The sequence below is a fragment of the Pseudomonas sp. HD6422 genome, assembly GCF_025377065.1.
Taxonomy (GTDB): Bacteria; Pseudomonadota; Gammaproteobacteria; order Pseudomonadales; family Pseudomonadaceae; genus Aquipseudomonas; species Aquipseudomonas putida_U.
This window is the reverse complement of the sequence record NZ_JAHWIW010000018.1, coordinates 1-16,329: the sequence shown is the minus strand read 5'-3', so window position 1 is coordinate 16,329 and position 16,329 is coordinate 1. Positions and strand designations below refer to the sequence as shown.

The window sequence follows — 16,329 nt, the reverse complement described above, 5'->3', positions numbered from 1 at the left end:
TGTGGATGCAGCGCTCGGGCGCTGTCAGACTTCTTGGCCGAGGGCTGCCCAGGCAGTGGCATAGGCCTGGGCATTGAGCGCCACCTGCTCGGGTGTCAGGCCGGGCTTGTACAGGCCGGAGCCGAGCCCGAAGCCCCTGGCACCAGCGTCGAAGAACTGCTGCATGTTGCCGGGGGTGATGCCGCCGACCGGCGCCAGGAGCGTCCCGGCAGGCAACACGGCGAGCCAGGCTTTCACCACGGCCGGGCCCATCTGCTCGGCAGGGAACAGCTTGAGCATATCGGCCCCCTCGGCCAGCGCGGCGAACGCCTCGGTGGGAGTGGCCACGCCAGGGCAGAGCGACAGCCCGGCGGCTTTACCGGCACGCAGCACGCGGGCATCGCTGTGCGGCATGACGATCACTTGCCCACCCGCCGCCTTGACCTGCTCGACCTGTTCCGGTGTGAGCACGGTACCTGCGCCGATCAGGCAATCGGCTGGCAGGGTGTGGCGCAGGATGCGGATGCTCTCGAAGGGCTTGGGCGAATTGAGCGGCACCTCGATGACACGAAAGCCTGCGCGGTACAGAACCTCGCCCATGGCGGCGGCTTCCTCGGGATGCAGCCCACGCAGGATCGCGATCAGGCCGTTGTGCGCCAGTGCTTGCTTGAGCATGTCAAAGCTCCATTGAGGGGGAAGGAATCGCGGCAGCAGGCACCAGCCCAGCGGCCACGGCCAGTTGCCACAGGCCACGCTCGGTAGCCTGTTCGGCCTCTGCCACTTGGGGGAAACCACAGGCCTGCAGGGCTCGCCGGTAGCGGGCGCAGAGGCTGGCATTGCCGATCAACAGCACCGCTGGCAGTGCCATGGCCTGGCGTCGGCGTCGTTGCACCGCGGCCAGGGCAGCCAATTCGTGTCCGATCAGCAGCCCGGAAAGGTAGTCAGGCTGGGCCGCCGCGCTCAGTTCGCCGGTCAGGCCCAGGCAGCGGGTGCTGAAGATGGTCGACAGCGGGCCGGCCTCCCCGGCTGTCGACAGGGCCACGCGCACGCCACGGTCGAAAGCATGGCTGTCGAAGCCTTCGCTGCGCTGCTGGGTGCGACCCAGGATGCTGTGCTCACTGAGCACGGCGAACACTTCGCCGGTCATGAAGGTGTCGAAGTGCACGATGCAACCGTCGGCGACCTGCACCCATTTCGAATGACTGCCCGGCAAGCCGATCAACAGGTCGCCAGGCGCGTTGTCGGCGACGCTGTGTAGAACACCGAGCACTTGTGTTTCTTCGCCGCGCATCACGTTAGGCAGCGTCGAGCGCTGGATCACCCCCGGGACGATGTGCACCTCAGTGCCGCGCAGGGTGCGCACGGTTTGCAGGGACGAGCCCAGCGTTGCGACATCGGCAGGTGTCTCGCGGTAGGCCGCTTCGCGCCAGCCCTGGGCACTGCCGATCATGCCGCAGGCGATCACCGGCAACTCGGGTTGAGCGTCGAGCCAGTCGCCACAGGCGTCGTCGAACGCCAGTTCGAAACCGTCACTGCATGCCTGACCGGCGATCACGCGGGTGGACCTGGGCAGTTGCATGATGCCTGACGACAGCGCCCGCTGGTCGAGTACCCGCCCTCCCTGGGCGAGTTTGTAAGCCCGGAGTGAGGTCGTCCCCCAATCGAGCGCGATCAATTGCGCCTGCATCGTTTCCCCTGTTCTGTTGTTCTTTGCTGGGCAAGGAGTGACAGGGACTATAAACGCAGCCGGGAACAAATTCCAATATGTAGAACTACATCCCATATTATGGGATTTAATCTAGCCGTTGACACTCCAGGGGGGGCTTGCTAATAATCACGCCCAGTTGTACGACAACACATAACAAAAACAACAATACAGGGACACCTTCCATGTCGACATCACGCTCGCACTCGATCCCCACGCTCGCGCCTCCCCTCCTCATCAACACAGCGACCTGACGCTCTCTCAGACCTGACTTTTCTGGCCTAGACGGCCTCGCGTTTCTTTATCCCGCTCCAGCGCAGGTCAACCTCGGCTGCGCGAAGAGTGGGCTGCCAGCCCCAGTGGAGAACAACAACAATGAACATCCGCCAACCCCTACTGCCGCTCGCCCTGTTGACTGCGGGTGTGGCCGGGTCGCTCCCTGCCAGTGGCCTCGCTGCCGGCTTCATCGACGACGCCAAGGTCGGGCTCAACCTGCGCAACTTCTACATCAATCGTAATTTCACCAACCCCAGCAACCCACAGAGCAAGGCCGAAGAGTGGACCCAGAGCTTCATTCTCGACGCACGCTCCGGCTTCACCGAGGGCCCGGTCGGCTTCGGCGTGGATGTGCTGGGCATGTGGTCGGTCAAGCTCGACGGCGGTGGTGGTACCTACGGCACGGCGCTGCTGCCGCGCCATGATGACGGGCGCCCTGCCGACGATTTCGGGCGTCTGGCGGTGGCGGGCAAGATGCGCATTTCCAAGACTGAACTGAAGATCGGCGAATGGATGCCGGTGTTGCCCATCCTGCGCTCGGACGATGGTCGCTCGTTGCCGCAGACCTTCCGTGGCGGCCAGGTGACCTCCAACGAGATCGCCGGACTGACCCTCTATGGCGGGCAGTTCCGGGCCAACAGCCCGCGTAACGATGCCAGCATGGAAGACATGAGCTACGGCGGTGGGGTCTCGGATCGCTTCAATTTCGCCGGTGGTGAATACAAGTTCAACCAGGACCGTACCCTGCTGGGCCTGTGGCATGCACAGCTCAAGGATGTGTACAGCCAGCAGTACCTGCAGCTCAGCCACAGCCAGCCAGTAGGTGCTTGGACCCTGGGTGCGAACCTGGGTTATTTCCACGGCGGCGAGGACGGCGCTGAACGGGCCGGTGCACTGGACAACGACACCTACTCCGGGATGTTCTCCGCACGCTACGGCGGTCACACGTTCTGGGTCGGTCTGCAGAAGGTCGACGGCGATACCTGGATGCGCGTCAACGGCACCAGCGGCGGTACGCTGGCCAACGACAGCTACAACTCGAGCTTCGACAATGCCAACGAGCGCTCCTGGCAGGTGCGCCACGACTTCAATTTCGTCGCTGTGGGCATTCCTGGCCTGACCCTGATGAACCGTTACATCAGCGGTCGCGACGTGCGCACCACCGCAGTGGACGATGGCAAGGAATGGGTGCGTGAAACCGAACTGGCGTATGTGTTCCAGAGCGGCGCGTTGAAGGATCTGAGCTTGAAATGGCGCAACTCGACGATTCGACGGGATTTCAGCAACAACGAGTTCGACGAGAACCGTCTGATCATCAACTACCCCTTGTCGCTGCTTTGATGACCCGTTGCGACCTAAGTCGCATTGACAGACCGGTGGTTTATAGAACCATAATCAGAAAAGTCATACGACAACCTACAACAAAAGACAATAAAGAGCTGCCATGACCAAAACTCCCTTCAAACGCCTGCTGCTCACTGGAGCCGCAGGCGGCCTGGGCCAGGTGCTTCGTCAACGCCTTGGCGGCTGCGCCGAGATCCTGCGCCTCTCCGACATTGCCCCAATGGCACCTGCCGCGGGGCCCCATGAAGAAGTCATCCTCTGCGACCTGGCCGACAAGGCCGCGGTGCATGCGCTGGTCGAGGGGGTAGATGCCATCGTGCACTTCGGCGGCGTGTCCACGGAACATGCCTTCGAGGACATCCTGGGCCCGAATATCTGTGGCGTCTTCCACGTCTACGAGGCGGCACGCCGGCACGGCGTCAAGCGCGTGGTGTTCGCCAGTTCCAACCACACCATCGGCTTCTACCGCCAGGATGAAGTCATCGACGCCCACGCCCTGCGCCGACCGGACAGCTACTACGGCTTGTCCAAATGCTATGGCGAAGACGTCGCGAGCTTCTACTTCGACCGCTACGGTATCGAGACCGTCAGTATCCGCATCGGCTCTTCGTTCCCCGAGCCGCAGAACCGGCGGATGCTCAGCACCTGGCTGAGCTATGACGACCTCACCCAACTCATCGAGCGCTCGCTGTTCACCCCTGCTGTCGGCCACACCGTGGTCTATGGCGCCTCCGCCAACCGCGACCAGTGGTGGGACAATCGCTACGCGGCGCACCTCGGCTTCACCCCCAAGGACAGCTCGGAACGCTTCCGCACAGCAGTGGAGGCCCAACCTGCACCTGCTGCCGACGATCCGAGCATGGTGTATCAGGGCGGCGCCTTCGTCGCGGCTGGCCCGTTCGACTGAACCCAGGGAGTCAGGATCATGGACTGCGAACTGATCGTCGATGCGCGCAATGCCACGGGCGAGAGCCCGGTGTGGCATGCCCACGAGCAGGCCCTGTACTGGGTCGACATCCCGGCCGGGCATCTGCACCGCTGGCAGGACGGCCAGCATCAGCACTGGCAGGCCGATGAAATGCTCGCCTGCATCGCCCGCACCGAACACGGCTGGCTGGCAGGCATGGAGAGCGGTGTGTTCCACCTGCGAGCAGGTGCCGACGGGCGTCTGCACGGCGAGCGGCTGGCCAGCGCCGAACACGGCCAGGCCGGCATGCGCCTGAACGACGGCCGTTGCGACCGGCAGGGACGCTTCTGGGCCGGCAGCATGCTCCTGGACATGCAACGGGGCGCTGCGGTCGGGGCACTGTATCGGCTGGACGAAGCCGGCGCTCGTCTGAACGTGCAACTGGACGGTCTGATCGTGCCCAACGGCTTGGCCTTCAGCCCCGCGGGCGACCGCATGTACCTGTCCGACTCGCACCCCGACGTCCAGACCATCTGGGCATTCGACTACGACATCGAGACCGGGACTGCGCACAACCGCAAGCTGTTCGTCGACATGCACGACTACCCTGGGCGGCCCGATGGCGCGGCGGTGGATGAAGACGGCTGCTACTGGATCTGCGCCAACGACGCCGGACAGGTCCATCGTTTCACGCCCGAAGGACGCCTGGACCGTTCGCTCACCCTACCGGTGCGCAAGCCCTCGATGTGCGCTTTCGGCGGTCCCGGCCTGGATACGCTGTTCGTCACCTCGATCCGCCCCGCCGGCGTCGACCTTCAGGATCAGCCCCTGGCCGGTGGCGTGTTTGCCCTGCGCCCTGGGGTCAAGGGCCTGGAGGAGCCGGCCTGGCGCGCCTGACACCCACGTTGCAAAGCTGCGAAACCTACATCTGCGAAACCGGATAATAACAACCACGGAGTTTCATCATGACCTTCAAACGCAAGCTGCTTCTTGCCGTACTCCCATTCGCCTTTGGCTTTGCCGGTCCGGCATCGGCGCTGGACATCAAGTTCGCCGAGATTCACCCGGCCGGCTACCCCACCGTGGTCGCCGAGCAGAACATGGGCAAGAAGATCGAAGCCGCCAGCAACGGCGAAATCACCTTCAAGATGTTTCCCGGCGGTGTGCTCGGCTCGGAAAAGGAAGTGATCGAGCAGGCGCAGATCGGTGCCGTGCAGATGACCCGCGTCAGCCTCGGCATCGTCGGCCCGGTGGTCCCCGACGTCAACGTGTTCAACATGCCGTTCGTGTTCCGTGACCACGATCACATGCGCAAGGTCATCGATGGCGAGATCGGCCAGGAGATCCTCGACAAGATCACCAACTCCGACTTCAACCTGGTGGCGCTGGCCTGGATGGATGGCGGCACCCGCAACCTCTACACCAAGCAACCGGTGCGCAGCATCGGCGACCTCAAAGGCATGAAGATCCGCGTGCAGGGCAACCCGCTGTTCATCGACATGATGAATGCCATGGGCGGCAACGGCATCGCCATGGACACCGGGGAAATCTTCAGCGCGCTGCAGACCGGCGTGATCGATGGGGCCGAGAACAACCCACCGACCCTGCTCGAGCACAACCACTACCAGAATGCCAAGTACTACACCCTCACCGGTCACCTGATCCTGCCTGAGCCGGTGGTGATGTCCAAGACCACCTGGAACGCCCTCACCCCCGAGCAACAGGCCCTGGTGAAGAAAGTCGCCCGCGAAGCGCAGATGGAAGAGCGCGAGCTGTGGGACGCCAAGACCGCCGCCAGCGAGGAGAAACTCAAGGCCGCCGGCGTGGAGTTCATCACCGTCGACAAGAAGCCCTTCTACGACGCTACCGCGTCGGTGCGCGAGCAGTATGGCAAGGACTTCGCCGACCTGATGAAACGTATCGACGCGGTGAACTGATCGCCCTTTCCTCTCCAGACGACCGCGGCAGCCTGGCCACGCCATCTGCCGCTTGGGTGATGTTCGATGAAAAGCATTGTTCTGCGTACCAACGATGCGCTGTATAGCGCCTGCATCTGGATAGCCGGTCTGTCGGTGCTGACCATGTCCCTGATCATTCCCTGGGGCATCTTCGCCCGTTACGTGCTGGGCACCGGCTCGAGCTGGCCGGAGCCGGTCGCCATCATGCTGATGGTGGTATTCACCTTCGTCGGTGCCGCTGCCAGCTACCGTGCCGGCGCGCACATGGCGGTGGCGATGGTCACCGATCGCCTGCCTGATGGCGCCCGCCGGGCTGCGGCGCTGCTGGTGCAGCTGCTGATGGTCGGGGTGTGCCTGTTCATGACCTATTACGGCACCAAGCTGTGCATCACCACCTGGAAGCAGTTCATGGCCTCGCTGCCCAGCGTGCGGGTAGGCGTGAGCTACGCGCCCATTCCCATCGGTGGCGTGCTGACCTTGATCTTCGTCTTGGAAAAACTCGTTCTCGGCGATCAGAGCCAGCGCAAGGTCGTGCGCTTCGACCTTGAAGAAAGTGAAGGAGCGGCGTAAATGGATGCGTTCATTCTGTTGGGCAGCTTCATTCTGCTCATCGTCCTGGGCATGCCGGTGGCGTATGCGTTGGGCCTGTCGGCGCTGATCGGCGCCTGGTGGATCGATATTCCACTGCAGGCCATGATGATTCAGGTCGCCAGCGGGGTTAACAAATTCTCGCTGCTGGCGATCCCGTTCTTCGTCCTGGCCGGTGCGATCATGGCCGAGGGCGGCATGTCCAGGCGCCTGGTGGCCTTCGCCGGGGTGCTGGTAGGCTTCGTGCGGGGTGGCCTGTCCCTGGTCAACATCACCGCCTCGACGTTCTTCGGCGCCATCTCCGGTTCCTCGGTGGCCGACACTGCCTCGGTCGGTTCGGTATTGATTCCGGAAATGGAGCGCAAGGGCTATCCGCGGGAATTCTCCACCGCGGTGACGGTGAGCGGATCGGTGCAGGCCCTGCTGACCCCGCCGAGCCATAACTCGGTGCTGTATTCCCTGGCCGCTGGCGGCACGGTGTCGATCGGCTCGCTGTTCATCGCCGGGGTCATGCCCGGGCTGCTGCTCAGCGCGGTGATGATGGGCCTGTGCCTGATCTTCGCCAAACGCCGCAACTACCCCAAGGGCGAGGTCATTCCGCTGCGTCAGGCGCTGAAGATCGCCGGCGAGGCGTTGTGGGGCCTGATGGCCATGGTGATCATTCTTGGCGGTATCCTTTCGGGGGTGTTCACCGCGACCGAGTCGGCAGCGATCGCCGTGGTCTGGTCGTTCTTCGTGACCATGTTCATCTACCGCGACTACAAGTGGCGTGATCTGCCCAAGCTGATGCACCGCACGGTACGGACCATCTCGATCGTGATGATCCTGATCGGCTTCGCCGCCAGCTTCGGTTACGTCATGACGTTGATGCAGATCCCTTCGAAGATCACCACGGCGTTCCTGACCCTGTCCGACAACCGCTACGTGATCCTGATGTGCATCAACTTCATGCTCCTGCTGCTGGGCACGGTGATGGACATGGCCCCGCTGATCCTGATCCTGACGCCGATCCTGATGCCGGTGATCACCGGTATCGGCGTGGATCCGGTGCAGTTCGGCATGATCATGCTGGTCAACCTGGGGATCGGCCTGATCACCCCACCGGTGGGCGCGGTGCTGTTCGTCGGTTCGGCGGTCGGCAAGGTCAGCATCGAAGCGACGGTCAAGGCGTTGCTGCCCTTCTACGTGGCGCTGTTCCTGGTATTGCTGGCGGTGACCTACATCCCGGCGATCTCTCTGTGGCTGCCGAGCGTGCTGCTCTGACCTCGTGAATGGCGGGCCCACCGGCCCGCCCCCGCCTTCGAATGGATTCTGCACATGGCTGTTTCTTCACCTGCCGTACCGCTGCTGCCGCGCAAGCTGGCGGTAGCGCTGCTGGCCTTGCTCGCCTGCTCGTTCGCCGGCAACCATATCGCTGCGCGCATCGCTTTCGACAACGACACCGGGGTGCTTCTGGCGATTCTGTGCCGTTCGGGCATCACCCTGTTGGTGTTGAGCGCACTGGTCCTCTGGCAACGCCAGCCCTTGGGCCTGCCAGCGGGCACCCGGGGCTGGCAACTGCTGCTCGGGTTATTGATCGCCACCCAGAGCCTGTGCCTGTATTCGGCGGTGGCGCGCATTCCGGTGGCACTCGCGTTGCTGGTCGGCAATACCTTTCCGATGCTCCTGGCGCTGCTGACCTGGGCGCTCGGCGGGCCTCGCCCGAATACCCGCACGGTGCTGTTCATGAGCCTGATCCTGATCGGTCTGGTGCTGGCCCTGGATGTGCCCGGTCAGCTTGGCAAGACCGGTCAGGTCGATCACCACTGGCAACTGGGCGTCAGCCTGGCCTTCACCGCTGCCTGCGTGTTCGCCTGTGCGCTGTGGATCACTGATCACAAGCTTGCCGCGGTCCGTGGCCCGGTGCGCAGCCTGCTGACCTTGCTGGTGGTGTTCGTCAGCATGCTGTTGGCGGGGCTCAGCGGAGTCATGCCCGCCGGACTGGCGCTACCGGGCAGTCTCAACGGCTGGCTGGCACTGGCCAGCTTGGTGGTGCTGTACGGCGTGGCATTCAGCTTGCTGTTCGTCTGCGTGCCGCGCCTGAACATGGCGCGCAACGCGCCAGTGATGAACGTCGAACCGATCGCGACCCTGCTGTTGGGCTGGGCCTTGCTCGATCAGCACCTGGGCGCGTCGCAGTTGCTGGGCGGCGCCGTGGTGGTGTGCGGCATCGTCCTGCTGACCTGGCGCCGCGCCGCCTGAATCCACTGACCACGGGAACCTGACATGTCGATACCGTTGCTACACCTGCAGGACGCGCTCACCTCCCTGAGCATCGCTCCGTCGCTGGGGGCGAGCCTGGTCAACTGGCAGGTGAAAACCAGCGGCCAGCCCTTGCTGCGCCCGACCGATGCCAATGGGCTGGCCAGTGCCAACCCACGGGCGCTGGGGTGCTATCCGCTGGTGCCGTGGTCCAACCGCATCGCTGGCGGGGGCATCGCCACGCCCGATGGCTGGTTGCAGCTGTCACCTAACACAACACACGACCCCTACCCCATCCATGGCAGCGGCTGGCAACAGGCCTGGGAAGTCCAACGTCAGACTCAGCGATCGGCTCGGCTCGGTCTGTCCAGCCAGATTCCGTTCGCCTATCAAGCGCTGCTGGACATCGACTTGCACGACGGCTGCCTGACACTGCAGCTGACGGTCATCCATCAGGACACGCGCCCCATGTGGCACGGCCTGGGCCTGCACCCGTACTTCCCCCGCAACGCACATACGCGGCTGCAGGCGGCGGCAGAAACGGTGTGGATCGGCGAGCCAGGGCAACTGCCCGAGCGCCAGGAAGCCGTGCCGCAGCAGTGGCGTTTCGAGCGCCTGCGGCCCTTGCCGACAGCAGTCGTGGACCATGCCTTCAGTGGCTGGTCAGGACAGTGTCTGATCGAGCAGGCTGACGCCGGCTATCGCTTGAGCTGTTCGGCCCAAGGCGCCGAGCATTTCCTGCTGTTCTGCCCCGAGCAGCGGGATTTTTTCTGCTTCGAGCCCGTCAGTCACCCGATCAACGCCCATCACCTGCCCCAACGCCCAGGGCTGCGCCTGCTCCAGCGCGGGCAACGCCATACACTGGGCCTGCGCCTGCAGTACCAGCCCTTGGCGGAGCAGCCGGGTTGAGCGCCGTTCAGTTCAGGTAGCGGTACTGACCGAGCGAGGCGACCAGCAGGTCGATGAAGGCTCGAACCTTGGTCGAGCCATACTTGCTTTCACGATGCAGGACATGGATCGGCCAGGGCGCCTCTTCGAAATCCTCCAACACCGTGCACAGGCGTCCGGCCATCAGCTCATCGGCTACCTGATAGGACAGCAGACGTGCGATGCCCGCGCCGGCACAGGCGGCGACGATCGCCGCATCGTTGCTGGACACGGTCAACCGTGGCTTGATCCTCACCGTCATCACTCCCTCGCCCTCGCGAAACTTCCAGTCCAGGCCCGGGCTGACGCCACTGGCAGCGATCACGGCGTGCTGCGTCAGCTCCCTGGGATGACGGGGTGCACCGTACTGCGCCAGGTAGTCCGGCGAAGCACACAACAGCCGGCGAACCTTGCCGACCTGCTTGGCCTTGAGGCCCGAGTCCGGCAATGGGCCGATGCGCACGGCGACGTCCATACCCTCCTCTACCAGGTTCACCACACGGTCGAGGAAGAACGCCGAGACATCCACCTCAGGGTAGGCGGCCAGGTAGCGAACGATGCAGGGCATGACGAACTGCTTGCCGAACAGCAGCGGCGCGGTCACCGCCAGGTTGCCGCGCGGCGTTGCATTGATGCCGGCGGCTGCCTCGTTGGCCTCGTGCACACTGGCCAGGATATTGCGCGAATCCTCAAGATAGCGGCTGCCCGCTTCGGTCAGACGCACGTTACGCGTGGTACGCAACAGCAGCTTGACCCCGAGGTTTTCCTCCAGCGCGCCGACCGCGCGGGTGACCGCAGCCGGTGAAATACCCAGGCGACGCGCGGCGGCGGCAAAACTCTCGAGTTCACCGACTGCCACGAACACTCGCATCAGGTGGATCTGGTCCATGCCGCCTCCAGGGCATCAAAGGTGCATGGATTATCACTCATCCGAGGCGCTTGGGTGGTTTCAGATATCCAGTACCAGCGGCTGCTCGCTGGAGGCCGGCACGGCGCAGCAAATCAGTGCTTCGCCGGCATCGGGCAATTCGGCCGGCGGGTTTGGGTAATGCACCTGGCCACTGACCACCTTGGTCCGACAGGTGCCGCATGAACCGCCCCGGCAACTGAACTCAGGGGAAAGCCCACGAGCCTCGGCCAATTCGAGCAAGGTGCCGCTTTCAGGAGCCCAACGTGCCTCCTTGGCCGAACGGGCGAAATATACCGGGACCGCTTGGCTGGCGGCAGGGGGCTGTTGCAACACCGGCTGATCGCCGTCGCCATGGCGGCGAAGCGTGGACGGGCCGAACGCCTCGGCGTGAATGCGTCCATCCGCCACTCCGACGCTGCGCAGGCCTTCGTAGATATCTTGGGTGAAGGCACCGGGTCCGCACAGGTAGAAGTCGTAGTCGTCCAGGGTCAGAGCCGCCTTGATCTGCTCGATGCCGAGGCGGCCGGTGTGCTCGTAGTCGCGCCCCGGGACAGCCCCTGCTTCCGGTTGGCTGAGCGCACGGTGCAGGCGCAACCGCTCGCCAGCATGCTGCTGCAAGGCGGCAAGTTCACCCTGGAACGGCAGGTCCGCCAGGCTGCGAGCCCCCTGAAACAGATGAACACGTCGGCTCGGGGTGCTCGCCAGCTGTTCGCGCAGCATGGCCATCAGCGGCGTGATGCCGACACCGGCACCGATCAGCACCAAGGGTCGGGGGCTGAGGCTGTCGAGGGTGAAGCTGCCCATGGGCAGGCGCACATCGAGTGTATCGCCGACGCCGATATGCGTGTGCAGGTAGCGCGATGCTGGTCCTTGGGCCTTGACGCTGATGCGCAGTTGGCCATCGGAAGGGGCATACGACAGGCTGTAGGTGCGGATCAACGGTGCCTGGCCCGGTACGGCAATGCGTACCGGTATGTGCTGCCCCGGCACGAATGCTACAGGCATGTCCGCAGCCAGGTGGAAGGAGCGGATGTCCTGGCTTTCCTGCTCGATACGCACCACCTTCCAGCTCAGCCACTGCCGCTCGCGGCGCTGCTGTTCCAAGCGCTGCAGGGCTTCGCTCCAGGTGCCGGTGAGCAAGCTGGTGGGTGCATATTCATGGAACGTCCAGCGCAGCGACAGCGCGGCTGGACGCCTGACCATCTGTTCGACCTCCAGCACCCAGAGCCGCTCGGCGCCCTCGAATGCCTGGATCACTGGGCTGTCGAGGATGATCTCGGTACGCCCGGAGAGCTGCAACACGTCACCGCTGCGAAAATCCACGAACAACAGGCCGGCCTGGGGGTTTTCCAGCAGGTTGCCCAAGGTGTTGAAGTGCAGGTTGCCAGCGTAGTCGGGGATGGTCAGGCGATTGCCCTCGACCCGGACGAAACCTGGCCGGCCACCACGGTGGGAGACATCCACCGCACGCTGGCCGTTGGCATCGGTGAAATAGCTGGCGACGAAGAAAGTATCGGCGCCTTCGATCATGGCTACCGCCGCAGCATCCAGCGTGTTCGAGTCCTGACGCAGACCAGCCGTTGGCACCACACGAACGTAGTCACGCAACTGGATGTACTGGGGACAGTTGCCGAACGACTGCTGCACCTGAACCTGCAGCAGACCGTCGGTCGAAGCCTGCAGCACCCCATTGAGTCGGTTGCGCCGGCGGGTATGCAACTCGATACCCAACAGGCCGATGGCCTCCCCTGCCAGCAGCCCTGCCGCCGCCGGATCATCCTCGGCTTGCGCGACATGGATGAGCAACTGCCGGGGGTCTGGCGATTCGACGAAGCCTTCCGGCCCTTCCAGCAAGGTCGCCCAGGGTCGGCCGGCGGGATCCACCGTGCCGGCGACCATGAATGGCAATTGCTGGAAGAAGGTACGGTGCTGGTCGGGCATATGGTCACGGATGACCTTCTGCCCGAACGCCTCCATGCGCTCGGCAACGCCGGCGCGCTCCTGGAGACGTTTTTCGCCGGCGTGCCAAGGCGACTGAGTAGAGGTGGGAATCTGCTGCATGGCCGTATACCTCACTGTGGAGAATGGCTCAGGCGCGGGTCTCCAGACCCACGGCAGTGCGAGGCATGCCGATGAACCCCGGCAGCGCTTCGATGCGGTTCAGCCAGGCGCGCACGTGGGGGTAGGCATCGAGCGAAACGTTACCTTCGGGGGCATGGGCGATGTAGGAATAGTTGGCGATATCGGCGATGGTCGGCTCATTGCCGACCAGGAACGGCGTCTTGCCCAGTTCCGCGTCCATGACCTTGAGCAGCGTATGGGCTCGGTTGATCACTTCGTCGCTGTTGAACGAAGCGCCGAACACCGTGTTCAAGCGAGCCGCGGCCGGTCCGAAGGCCAACAGGCCAGCGGCGACCGACAGCCAGCGCTGCACACGAGCGGCACCGAGCGGATCACGCGGCAGCCACTGGCCCCGTGTGTCGTAAGTGCTGGCCAGGTAGACGAGGATGGCGTTGGAGTCGGCAATGATAGTGCCGTTGTCGTCCAGCACAGGGACCTGGCCAAAGGGGTTCATGGCCAGGAACTCCGGCGTCTTGTGGGCGCCTTTGGCCAGGTCGACGAACACCCGCTCGGCGGGCAGGTCGAGCAAGGACAACATCAGGTCGATGCGGTGAGCATGGCCGGACTTGGGGAAGTTGTAGAGTTTGATCATGGTCGCAGGCTCCTGGGCGGCACCGGGCTGGTGCGGGTCAGGAGCCATGCTGCGCCGATTCGGCTGACAGGAGAATCAGCGTCGCTAGCAATCCATAATTTCGCGGTGCGAAACAATCGCCCGCAAATGACGTGCTAACCGTTTGCCGTCGATGAGGCGGCTGCGATTCAGTGGCGCTGTTTCTGGTAGCGGTACAACTCGCGCACCGCTTCGACCACCTGCGGCACACACGCCTGCAGTTCGTCGAAACTCATGGCATCGAGCAGTTCGAAGTTATCTTCCAGACCATGCAGGGAAATGGTCTTGAGCAATCGGTCCTGCTCTGGGGGCAGCTCAGCCCAAGCGGCTACCTGGGTACCGCGCATATAGCCGAAGCACCACTCTTCCATGATCACCGCCGGCCCTTCTTCGACTTCACTCTGTTCGAACAACGGCTCGAAGTGTTCAAGATCGTCGGCCAGAGCTTCGCCGACCTGATGGGCATAGCGCAGCATCAGCGCCGTATAGGCCTCTTCATGGGCGGGTTTCTTGAACTTGGGGACCTTGCCACCGGCCACGGCAGGCAGCCATTGCTCGGGATTGACACGAGTCGGGGAACTGGCGAGAGCGGTAAAGAAGCCGTTGAGTTCGGCCAGGTTGAGCACCGAGTAGTCGTTGCCGTAAGTGATCAGCAGGTCTTCTAGGCGATGGAGTTCTTTGTCGCTGAGGGCGGGGAGCATGGGCGGGTGTCCTGGAAGGCAGATTTGCCTGCACCCTAGCACAAAAGCATCGCCGGCAAGGCGGCTCCTGGGAGCTGCCTTGCCGGCGATCAGACCTTACACTGCCAGCGCGCGCTCACGCAGCTCGCTGTTGAGGATGCGGTCGTTCTCGCTGTAATCGACCGGGCAGTCGATCACGTGCACACCTGGGGTCTTGATGCAGTGCTCGAGCAGCGGCAGCAAGGCGTCGGCGCTTTCGACACGGTGGCCATTGGCACCGTAGGCTTCGGCGTATTTGACGAAGTCCGGGTTGCCGTAGTCCAGGCCGAAATCGGTGAAGCCCATGTTGGCCTGCTTCCAGCGAATCATGCCGTAGCCGTCGTCACGCAGGATCACCACGGTGATGTGCATGCCCAGACGGACTGCGGTTTCCAGCTCCTGGCTGTTCATCATGAAGCCGCCGTCGCCGCACACGGAGATGACCGGGCGATCCGGGTACACCAGGTGCGCCGCCATGGCCGATGGCAGGCCGGCGCCCATGGTCGCCAGGGCGTTGTCGAGCAGCACGGTGTTGGGTTTGTGCGCCTTGTAGTTGCGGGCGAACCAGATCTTGTAGATGCCGTTGTCCAGGGCGACGATGCCTTCGGACGGCAGCACGCGACGGATGTCGGCGACCATGCGCTGCGGGTAGACCGGGAAACGGTCGTCGTCGGCGCCTTCGGCGATCTGTACTTCGTTGGCCTCGCGGATGGCCAGCAGGCGGGTGAAGTCCCAGTGCGAGGTGTCGGTCAGCGCTTCGCCGATCTGCCACACAGCGTTGGCGATGTCGCCGATCACTTCGACCTGCGGGAAATACACGGCATCGACTTCAGCGGAGCGGAAGCTGATGTGGATGACTTCGGTGCCACCACGGACCATGAAGAACGGTGGCTTCTCGATCACGTCGTGGCCGATGTTGATGATCAGGTCGGCCGCTTCGATGGCGCGGTGGACGAAGTCACCGGAGGACAGCGCGGCGTTGCCGAGGAAGCGCGGATGGCGCTCGTCGACCACGCCTTTACCCATCTGGGTGGTGATGAACGGGATGCCGGTGTTGTCGATCAGTTGCTTGAGGACCTTGGCGGTCATCTTGCGGTTGGCGCCGGCGCCGATCACCAGGATCGGGCTGCGGGCCTTCTGCAGTTTCTCGACGGCGGCTTCGATGGCCACGTGCTCGGCCAGCGGGCGACGGTGCAGGCTGCGCGGGATCGGCAGGGCGTCGGTCTGCTCGGCGGCGATGTCTTCCGGCAGCTCCAGGTGCACCGCACCCGGCTTCTCTTCTTCAGCCAGGCGGAAGGCTTCGCGCATGCGCGCCGGGATGTTGTCGGCCGAGGCGAACTGGTGGGTGTACTTGGTGATGGGGTCCATCATGCCGCACACGTCAATGATCTGGAAGCGGCCTTGCTTGGACTTCTTGATCGGCTTCTGGCCGGTGATCATCATCATCGGCATGCCGCCCAGGTAGGCGTATGCACTGGCGGTTACCAGGTTGGTGGCGCCAGGGCCCAGGGTCGACAGACTGACGCCGGTCTTGCCGGTCAGGCGGCCATAGGTAGCAGCCATGAAGCCCGCGGACTGCTCGTGGCGGGTCAGTACCAGCTTGATCTTCGACTTGCGCAGGGATTCCAGCAGGTCGAGGTTTTCCTCACCGGGAATGCCGAACACATACTCGACACCTTCGTTTTCCAGGCATTGCACAACGACATCGGCGGCCTTGGCCATCTTGCTTGTAACCTCAAGTGATCGGACGGTAAAAGTCCAGAAATGCGCAGCACGGTACGCTGGCATCGCTCGGTTCGGGGGCCAGGATTGCCCCGAACTTAAGTCTTGACGCAGCTTAAGCGCGAACAAGTCACGTTATTTTGCGAGAAATATTGTCGCACTCTATCGACCGTGCAGATAGGAGGATACAGACAAAAGACCTTTGGTTGCAGCGTCAAAGCGCCGAATCGGGGCGATAAGCGCACAAAGACAAAACCCCTACCTGCTCGCGCAGATAGGGGTTTTGCGAAATGAATCTTGACGATGACCTACTCTCACATGG

15 protein-coding genes are annotated in these 16,329 nt (G+C 63.5%); 8 read left to right on the top strand and 7 right to left on the bottom strand.

Annotated features, from left to right (window positions below; translation table 11 throughout):
* Nucleotides 1-24: 24 nt before the first annotated feature.
* On the bottom strand, nucleotides 25-654 hold the full coding sequence (locus KY379_RS14645; protein WP_261240660.1) for a 2-dehydro-3-deoxy-6-phosphogalactonate aldolase: 630 nt from the start codon (nucleotides 652-654) through the stop codon (nucleotides 25-27).
* A gap of 1 nt (nucleotide 655) precedes the next feature.
* A complete protein-coding gene (locus KY379_RS14640; protein ID WP_133331699.1) occupies nucleotides 656-1,666 on the bottom strand; it encodes a 2-dehydro-3-deoxygalactonokinase in 1,011 nt (336 codons plus the stop codon).
* Nucleotides 1,667-2,059: 393 nt separating this feature from the next.
* Here KY379_RS14640 and KY379_RS14635 point away from each other — a divergent pair, with 393 nt between their 5' ends.
* From KY379_RS14635 to KY379_RS14600, 8 genes are all read left to right on the top strand, one after another.
* Nucleotides 2,060-3,301 (top strand): OprD family porin, encoded by a 1,242-nt coding sequence (locus KY379_RS14635; protein WP_133331698.1) that lies wholly within the window; start codon nucleotides 2,060-2,062, stop codon nucleotides 3,299-3,301.
* Nucleotides 3,302-3,404: 103 nt separating this feature from the next.
* The gene (locus KY379_RS14630; RefSeq protein ID WP_133331697.1) at nucleotides 3,405-4,211 is read left to right on the top strand and encodes an NAD-dependent epimerase/dehydratase family protein; all 807 of its coding nucleotides are present in this window, start codon (nucleotides 3,405-3,407) and stop codon (nucleotides 4,209-4,211) included.
* 18 nt (nucleotides 4,212-4,229) lie between these two features.
* Complete coding sequence (locus KY379_RS14625) at nucleotides 4,230-5,108, top strand: SMP-30/gluconolactonase/LRE family protein (protein WP_261240661.1); 879 nt, start codon at nucleotides 4,230-4,232, stop codon at nucleotides 5,106-5,108.
* Between the two features lie 68 nt (nucleotides 5,109-5,176).
* Nucleotides 5,177-6,148 (top strand): TRAP transporter substrate-binding protein, encoded by a 972-nt coding sequence (locus KY379_RS14620; RefSeq protein WP_133331695.1) that lies wholly within the window; start codon nucleotides 5,177-5,179, stop codon nucleotides 6,146-6,148.
* A 66-nt stretch (nucleotides 6,149-6,214) separates the two neighbouring features.
* Nucleotides 6,215-6,739, top strand: coding sequence for a TRAP transporter small permease (locus KY379_RS14615; protein ID WP_133331694.1), 525 nt, complete (start codon nucleotides 6,215-6,217; stop codon nucleotides 6,737-6,739).
* The gene (locus tag KY379_RS14610) at nucleotides 6,740-8,020 is read left to right on the top strand and encodes a TRAP transporter large permease (protein WP_133331693.1); all 1,281 of its coding nucleotides are present in this window, start codon (nucleotides 6,740-6,742) and stop codon (nucleotides 8,018-8,020) included.
* A 54-nt stretch (nucleotides 8,021-8,074) separates the two neighbouring features.
* A complete protein-coding gene (locus KY379_RS14605) occupies nucleotides 8,075-8,998 on the top strand; it encodes an EamA family transporter (RefSeq protein WP_261240664.1) in 924 nt (307 codons plus the stop codon).
* 24 nt (nucleotides 8,999-9,022) lie between these two features.
* Nucleotides 9,023-9,907 carry an aldose 1-epimerase gene (locus KY379_RS14600; RefSeq protein ID WP_261240666.1) on the top strand — a complete coding sequence of 295 codons (885 nt, stop codon included), beginning with the start codon at nucleotides 9,023-9,025 and terminating at the stop codon, nucleotides 9,905-9,907.
* A gap of 7 nt (nucleotides 9,908-9,914) precedes the next feature.
* Here the strand turns inward: KY379_RS14600 and KY379_RS14595 are convergent, their stop codons facing one another.
* From KY379_RS14595 to KY379_RS14575, 5 genes are all read right to left on the bottom strand, one after another.
* On the bottom strand, nucleotides 9,915-10,814 hold the full coding sequence (locus KY379_RS14595) for a LysR family transcriptional regulator (protein ID WP_133331690.1): 900 nt from the start codon (nucleotides 10,812-10,814) through the stop codon (nucleotides 9,915-9,917).
* 60 nt (nucleotides 10,815-10,874) lie between these two features.
* Nucleotides 10,875-12,896 carry a pyridoxamine 5'-phosphate oxidase family protein gene (locus KY379_RS14590; RefSeq protein WP_261240668.1) on the bottom strand — a complete coding sequence of 674 codons (2,022 nt, stop codon included), beginning with the start codon at nucleotides 12,894-12,896 and terminating at the stop codon, nucleotides 10,875-10,877.
* A 28-nt stretch (nucleotides 12,897-12,924) separates the two neighbouring features.
* Nucleotides 12,925-13,548, bottom strand: a complete 624-nt coding sequence (locus KY379_RS14585) for a glutathione S-transferase family protein (RefSeq protein WP_133331688.1) — start codon at nucleotides 13,546-13,548, stop codon at nucleotides 12,925-12,927.
* A 167-nt stretch (nucleotides 13,549-13,715) separates the two neighbouring features.
* On the bottom strand, nucleotides 13,716-14,267 hold the full coding sequence (locus KY379_RS14580; RefSeq protein ID WP_133331687.1) for a UPF0149 family protein: 552 nt from the start codon (nucleotides 14,265-14,267) through the stop codon (nucleotides 13,716-13,718).
* Between the two features lie 96 nt (nucleotides 14,268-14,363).
* Nucleotides 14,364-16,007: an acetolactate synthase large subunit gene (locus tag KY379_RS14575; RefSeq protein ID WP_133331686.1), complete on the bottom strand. Its 1,644-nt coding sequence runs from the start codon at nucleotides 16,005-16,007 to the stop codon at nucleotides 14,364-14,366.
* Between the last annotated feature and the right edge of the window lie 322 nt (nucleotides 16,008-16,329).